Annotated in this window: 5 protein-coding genes; 4 read left to right on the top strand and 1 reads right to left on the bottom strand. The window is 54.3% G+C overall.

The window, feature by feature from the left end; genetic code table 11:
* The first annotated feature begins 190 nt into the window (after nt 1-190).
* The gene (locus ACWVCN_RS00500) at nt 191-703 is read left to right on the top strand and encodes a tetratricopeptide repeat protein (protein ID WP_455243541.1); all 513 of its coding nucleotides are present in this window, start codon (nt 191-193) and stop codon (nt 701-703) included.
* A gap of 56 nt (nt 704-759) precedes the next feature.
* Nucleotides 760-1,125 carry a hypothetical protein gene (locus ACWVCN_RS00495; RefSeq protein ID WP_455243540.1) on the top strand — a complete coding sequence of 122 codons (366 nt, stop codon included), beginning with the start codon at nt 760-762 and terminating at the stop codon, nt 1,123-1,125.
* Nucleotides 1,126-1,423: 298 nt separating this feature from the next.
* On the opposite strand, the gene ACWVCN_RS00490 is transcribed toward ACWVCN_RS00495, so the two are convergent.
* Nucleotides 1,424-1,675 (bottom strand): hypothetical protein, encoded by a 252-nt coding sequence (locus ACWVCN_RS00490; protein WP_455243539.1) that lies wholly within the window; start codon nt 1,673-1,675, stop codon nt 1,424-1,426.
* A gap of 265 nt (nt 1,676-1,940) precedes the next feature.
* On the opposite strand from ACWVCN_RS00490, the gene ACWVCN_RS00485 reads away from it, so the two are divergent.
* Together ACWVCN_RS00485 and ACWVCN_RS00480 are read left to right on the top strand one after the other, a co-directional pair.
* Complete coding sequence (locus ACWVCN_RS00485) at nt 1,941-4,553, top strand: PAS domain-containing sensor histidine kinase (RefSeq protein WP_455243538.1); 2,613 nt, start codon at nt 1,941-1,943, stop codon at nt 4,551-4,553.
* A 95-nt stretch (nt 4,554-4,648) separates the two neighbouring features.
* Nucleotides 4,649-4,837 (top strand): response regulator (locus ACWVCN_RS00480; protein ID WP_455243537.1); only part of this gene is annotated, 189 nt, incomplete at its 3' end.

Below are 4,837 nucleotides of genomic sequence, written 5' to 3'. Positions count from 1 at the left end.
CTTCCCTGGATCCTATAGGGTGTACCCCGATATCGGTATGATATCGGTATGATGTGTTCGGATTTTGTACTGACGTTCTGCTGATTTGCCAGGTCACGCAAGACCGATACAATCGCGTGTTCACAAATGTCCGCGTTCCCAAATCCAAGCTGAACTTCCCAGCGAGGGAAGGAAGAAGGAGGAGACAGCAATGGCCAAGCTCGGAAATTCTAACGGTGCTGAAGCAATCCGTGTTCGGGGTTTGCTGCTCATCCCAGTCATGGCCGCGTTCGTCCTCGCGGGCTGTGAATCGAAGCAACCGACCGGAGAGGCGAAGAAAGAGACTCCAGCCGCCGAGGTCGCGAAAGAACAGCCTTCCGAGGCATCAGAAGCCACAGAACCAAAGATGGAAGCTTCGGCAGCAGCAGAAGGAGCGGAGAGCGGCACCTTGACTGCTCCCGCCTCGTCTCCGGGTCAGAAAGAAAACGACGAAGGAGTTACACATGCGCAGAAGGGTCACTGGGATGTGGCGGAAAGTCATTTCCGAAAGGCTTTAGAGGCCGATGCGAAACTTGCTGAAGCACAATACAACCTCGGACTGGCGCTCGATAAACAGAACAAGCACGAGGATGCGACAGTTGCATTCAAGAAAGCGGCCGAATTGGCACCGGATAATACAAAGATCACGGGATCTGACATCCTTAAGAAACACACAGGTACATGAAGAGGACAAACAGGAGACTCTCAACTGATCTAACATTTCACAAAGGAGGACCAGCCATGAAGTTCTTTATCGCGCTCGGGTCTTTCATTGCTGTCATTGGGTTCTCCATCTCAACGGCATCCGCCAATCCCTCGATGCTACCCAAACATCCCGGCTATCCTATGGGAAAGGCCATCGACCCGGTAAAAGGACAGTCACTGGCGAACGATCCGGGGCAAAGTGATGCGGTCGGTGACAAGGCACTGGCGGAGGCCGCGGTTGCTGACACGGAACACGTCAAACAGAGTCTCAGTATCAACAGGCAGGACAAGCGTATTCTCGAGAAACCAGGTGCGGGCGTGCTGCCCAAAGTGGAAGGACCATCGATTAAAATCGAACCGCCCGTGAAATCAGCGACAGCAGTGAACGCTGCACCGAAATAAGACCGCGACGAAACCAGTCCTGAATCCAACCCCTGGCCTTAGAGGCCAGGGGTTCGGCAAGTAGCTTGATCAAAAGGTATTTCATCTCCCGAACTCGAGAGAGGCGATCTTCGGCTGGCAATAGCAAAAACCCGGGCGCAGGAAGGGCAGACATCATCGACTCGAGTGAGGTCCTCCCAAGGTACCGCGTGGTTCGCCACAAATTTGGAGCCCTCTATCCACTGGGCTGAAGCGCTTCCCGAACAGATCTCATCGCGAACATACCCGCAACCCACACAGAAATGCACGGCTGGTCCGTTCATGACGGCACCTCAGCTGTCGGATAGTGTGAGGGCCTTTGTGTTTGCGAGGGGAGAGAAACAAAGTAGCCGGATTTTGGATAACGATGCAGTGCTACTCTCCCGCTACGCGACATTCGATCGAGTGTGACAAAGAGTTCGTTCCAGCTGTAATCCGATAGTTGCTGGGTAAGATCGTCTAGATAGCAGGGACCCGTCTGCTGCAAGAAATCCACGATAGCGTCTTCGGGTAATGTGTGTGTAGGATTCACGATGTCCCCCTTCTTAGTATTTGCTTTAGACTCGAGAAGCTTTGCTTTTCAGCTCTTAGTCGGCGGGATTATGCGCCCGAAAGGCAGGCGAGGGAACTAGGGAGACTACCAGCGAAGACGAAAAGGTTTCCGAGGGGGGAACAGGAGAACATCCCCCTAGGTTTTCTCCTAGTGCTTCGTCCGAGCCGGCGGTATACACTACAATGTTACGCCGAGGGAATCGCAGGGACAGAGACGAGACCGTTGGACCAAAGAAAGGTGCCGCGTGACGACACGGAAAAGTCGGACGGTGGCCAGTCGGTGGTTTGTTGCAGTTTCTGCTGCGGCAATATTTGCTCTCGACATGTGGACTTCGCTTGGCTACGCCGAGCCGATGCTCTACGTGCTGCCAATACTCCTTACGTGGCTGCTGCCGGAACGGAACAGCACTTTTTTTGTAGCCGGCGTCACTATCTTGCTCACGTGGGTCGGGGCTATGCTGTCTCCCGGTAATTTTACGCCAGAGGCCATTGCAAACCGGGCCCTGACTTCCACCCTGCTCCTTGTCACTGCTGGACTGTTAACCAAGCAAAGACTATTGACCGAGGCCGCTGCGACCGCCCAAGAGGCACATCGGGAAACCGAGGAACGCCTGCGCCTGTTCATTGAGCATGCGCCGGTCGCGCTGGCGATGTTCGACCGCGAGCTGCGTTACTTGGCTGTCAGCCGTCGTTGGATGGATGACTACAGCTTGGGAAACACGCCGTTAATCGGCCAGTCGCATTATGACGTGTTCCCAGATATCCCGGAACGCTGGAAGGTCGTGCATCAACGTGGGCTGGCCGGCGAGGTCGTGAGGTTGGAGGAAGACCTCTTCGAGCGGGCCGACGGTTCCTCGCAATGGCTCTGCTGGGAAGTGCGGCCGTGGCGAATGAACAATGACAATGTATCGGGCATCCTGATTTTTACGGAAGACATCACCGAGCGCAAAAAAGTTGAGGAAAAGGTACGGAGCAGCGAAGAACTGCTTCGTCACGTGATGGGCTCGTTGTCAGCCCATATCGCTGTTCTTGACAGAGAGGGCATCATTATTGCCGTAAACGAGACATGGGAAAATTTCGCCTTCGAGAATAATGCGCACAATCCGTCCACTATTGGAATCGGCATCAACTATCTTGATGTGTGTCGGCAAGCGGCGACCAGCGATGAATCGGCTCGGCGTGTGCTAGAAGGTTTAGAAGACGTTCTTAACGGAAGAACGCACTCGTTTGCAATCGAGTATCCCTGCCATTCGGCAACCCAACAGCGGTGGTTTGAGTTGCACGCCACTCCTTTGTCAGGAAGCCGGGGAGGGATTGTGGTCTCTCATGAGAACATTACTGACCGAAAGCGTGCGGAAGAGGCGTTGCGCGACTTAACTGCGACATTGGAGCAGCGTATCAAGGAGCGCGCCGCTGAACTTGTGCAGGCCAACGAACGTTTTGAATGGATGGTACAGGCTACGCATGACGGTGTGTATGATTGGAACCTTGTCGACCACACTGTCTACTATTCCCCTCGATGGAAAGAAATGCATGGTATTGAGGAATCTGAGCAGTTGGAATCGAGCGAGGACTGGGCCAGTCGGATCCATCCCGATGATCGTTCTCGAATCGTGGAGAGGCTCCAAGCCTATTGGCATCAGGAGCATCACGAGTTCTGGGAGGAATACCGTATCAGGCGAAAGGACGGGACATACATTTGGGTGCTGGATCGGAGCATTGCCATTCGCGATGGTCAAGGCCGTGCGATTCGCATGGTGGGGGCAGAGACGGACATCACCTGGCGAAAGGAAGCCGAGGAGGCTTTGCGCCGTCAGGAGCACGAATTCCACGCACTTGCCGATAATGTTCCGGCATTTTTCGCCTATCTCGGCTTGGATCGGCGATATCGGTATGTGAACAAGCGTTATGAAGAATTGTTCGGCCTGCCCATTGATGAGATTACCAAGATGACCGTGGAACAATTGCTCGGCAGAGAGGGATACGCCCAGGTGGGATCGCATTTGGATGAGGCGTTTCGGGGGACGGCCTGTTCCTTCGATTATCGGCTTGAGCCACCTGGCACGGGGGAGTGTTGGCTCTCTGCGCAGTATGTCCCGGACCGAGATGAGGCGGGTCGCGTCATCGGTTTGTTCGTCTTGCTTTCAGATATCACACAACTAAAGCTGACCGAAACGATGCTCCGCGAGCGTGAAGAGGAGCTGAGCCACTTAAGCGCTAAATTATTGCTGGTCCAGGAGGAGGAACGGCGGCGGATTGCGCGTGAGATCCATGACGATCTTACGCAACGACTGGCGGCCCTCACACTGGAGTTGCACCGGCTGCAGCTATCTGACACGGGACTCGGCGACGCGTTTTCAGTCCGTCTCCAGAAGCTCACAAAATCTGCTGAAAAGTTGACGTCGGATTTACAAAGATTGGCACATCACCTTCACCCGGCAATCCTCGAGCATGTAGGCCTCGAAGCCGCGGTGCGAGAACTGGTTGACGATTTTGCCGCTACTACGGGGCTGGAAACCGAGGTCATGGTGAAGGGCCTGCCCGGGGATATTCCACTCGAACGAGCCACATGTCTGTACCGCATCTTGCAGGAGAGTCTCCGGAACGTACAGAAACATGCCAAGGCGAAAACCGTGCTGGTCAGAATCGTGCAGACGCCGGGGGGGATCGGTCTTTGCGTCCATGATGATGGACAAGGATTTGAGAGCGGTCCGGACGAGTCGCGTCTAAAAGGACTCGGATTGACCAGTATGGAGGAGCGAGTAAAGCTCTACAATGGAACCTTCCGCGTCAGAACGAAGCAGAATGATGGAACCGAGTTGCATGCCTGTATACCGCTTGAAGACATAATAAGGTGAAGCGTAAGTTGTCTCCTGGAGACATCGCGAGTAATGAACATCTTGTATCATGTGATGTCCCTGCGCAAGATGCTGGGACAGAAATGGTTGTAATCATGAGGCACGAGAAGCCGCGGGTGCTCATAGCTGATGACCATTCCATCCTCTTGGCCGGTTTGCGCAAATTGGTGGAGGGCATGTGTGAAGTTATCGGCGCCGTCGAGGACGGTCGGGCATTGGTGGAAGAGGCAGAACGGCTTAAGCCGGACCTGATTATCTTAGATATCTCGATGCCGCTGTTGAAT

The sequence above is a fragment of the Petrachloros mirabilis genome (assembly GCF_975968855.1).
This window is presented reverse-complemented; position numbering and strand designations above follow the sequence as displayed.

Excerpts from the sequence above, each read along its gene's own strand:
- ACWVCN_RS00500 (WP_455243541.1), top strand. The coding sequence starts at position 191 with ATGGCCAAGCTCGGAAATTCTAACGGTGCTGAAGCAATCCGTGTTCGG.
- ACWVCN_RS00495 (WP_455243540.1), top strand. The coding sequence starts at position 760 with ATGAAGTTCTTTATCGCGCTCGGGTCTTTCATTGCTGTCATTGGGTTC.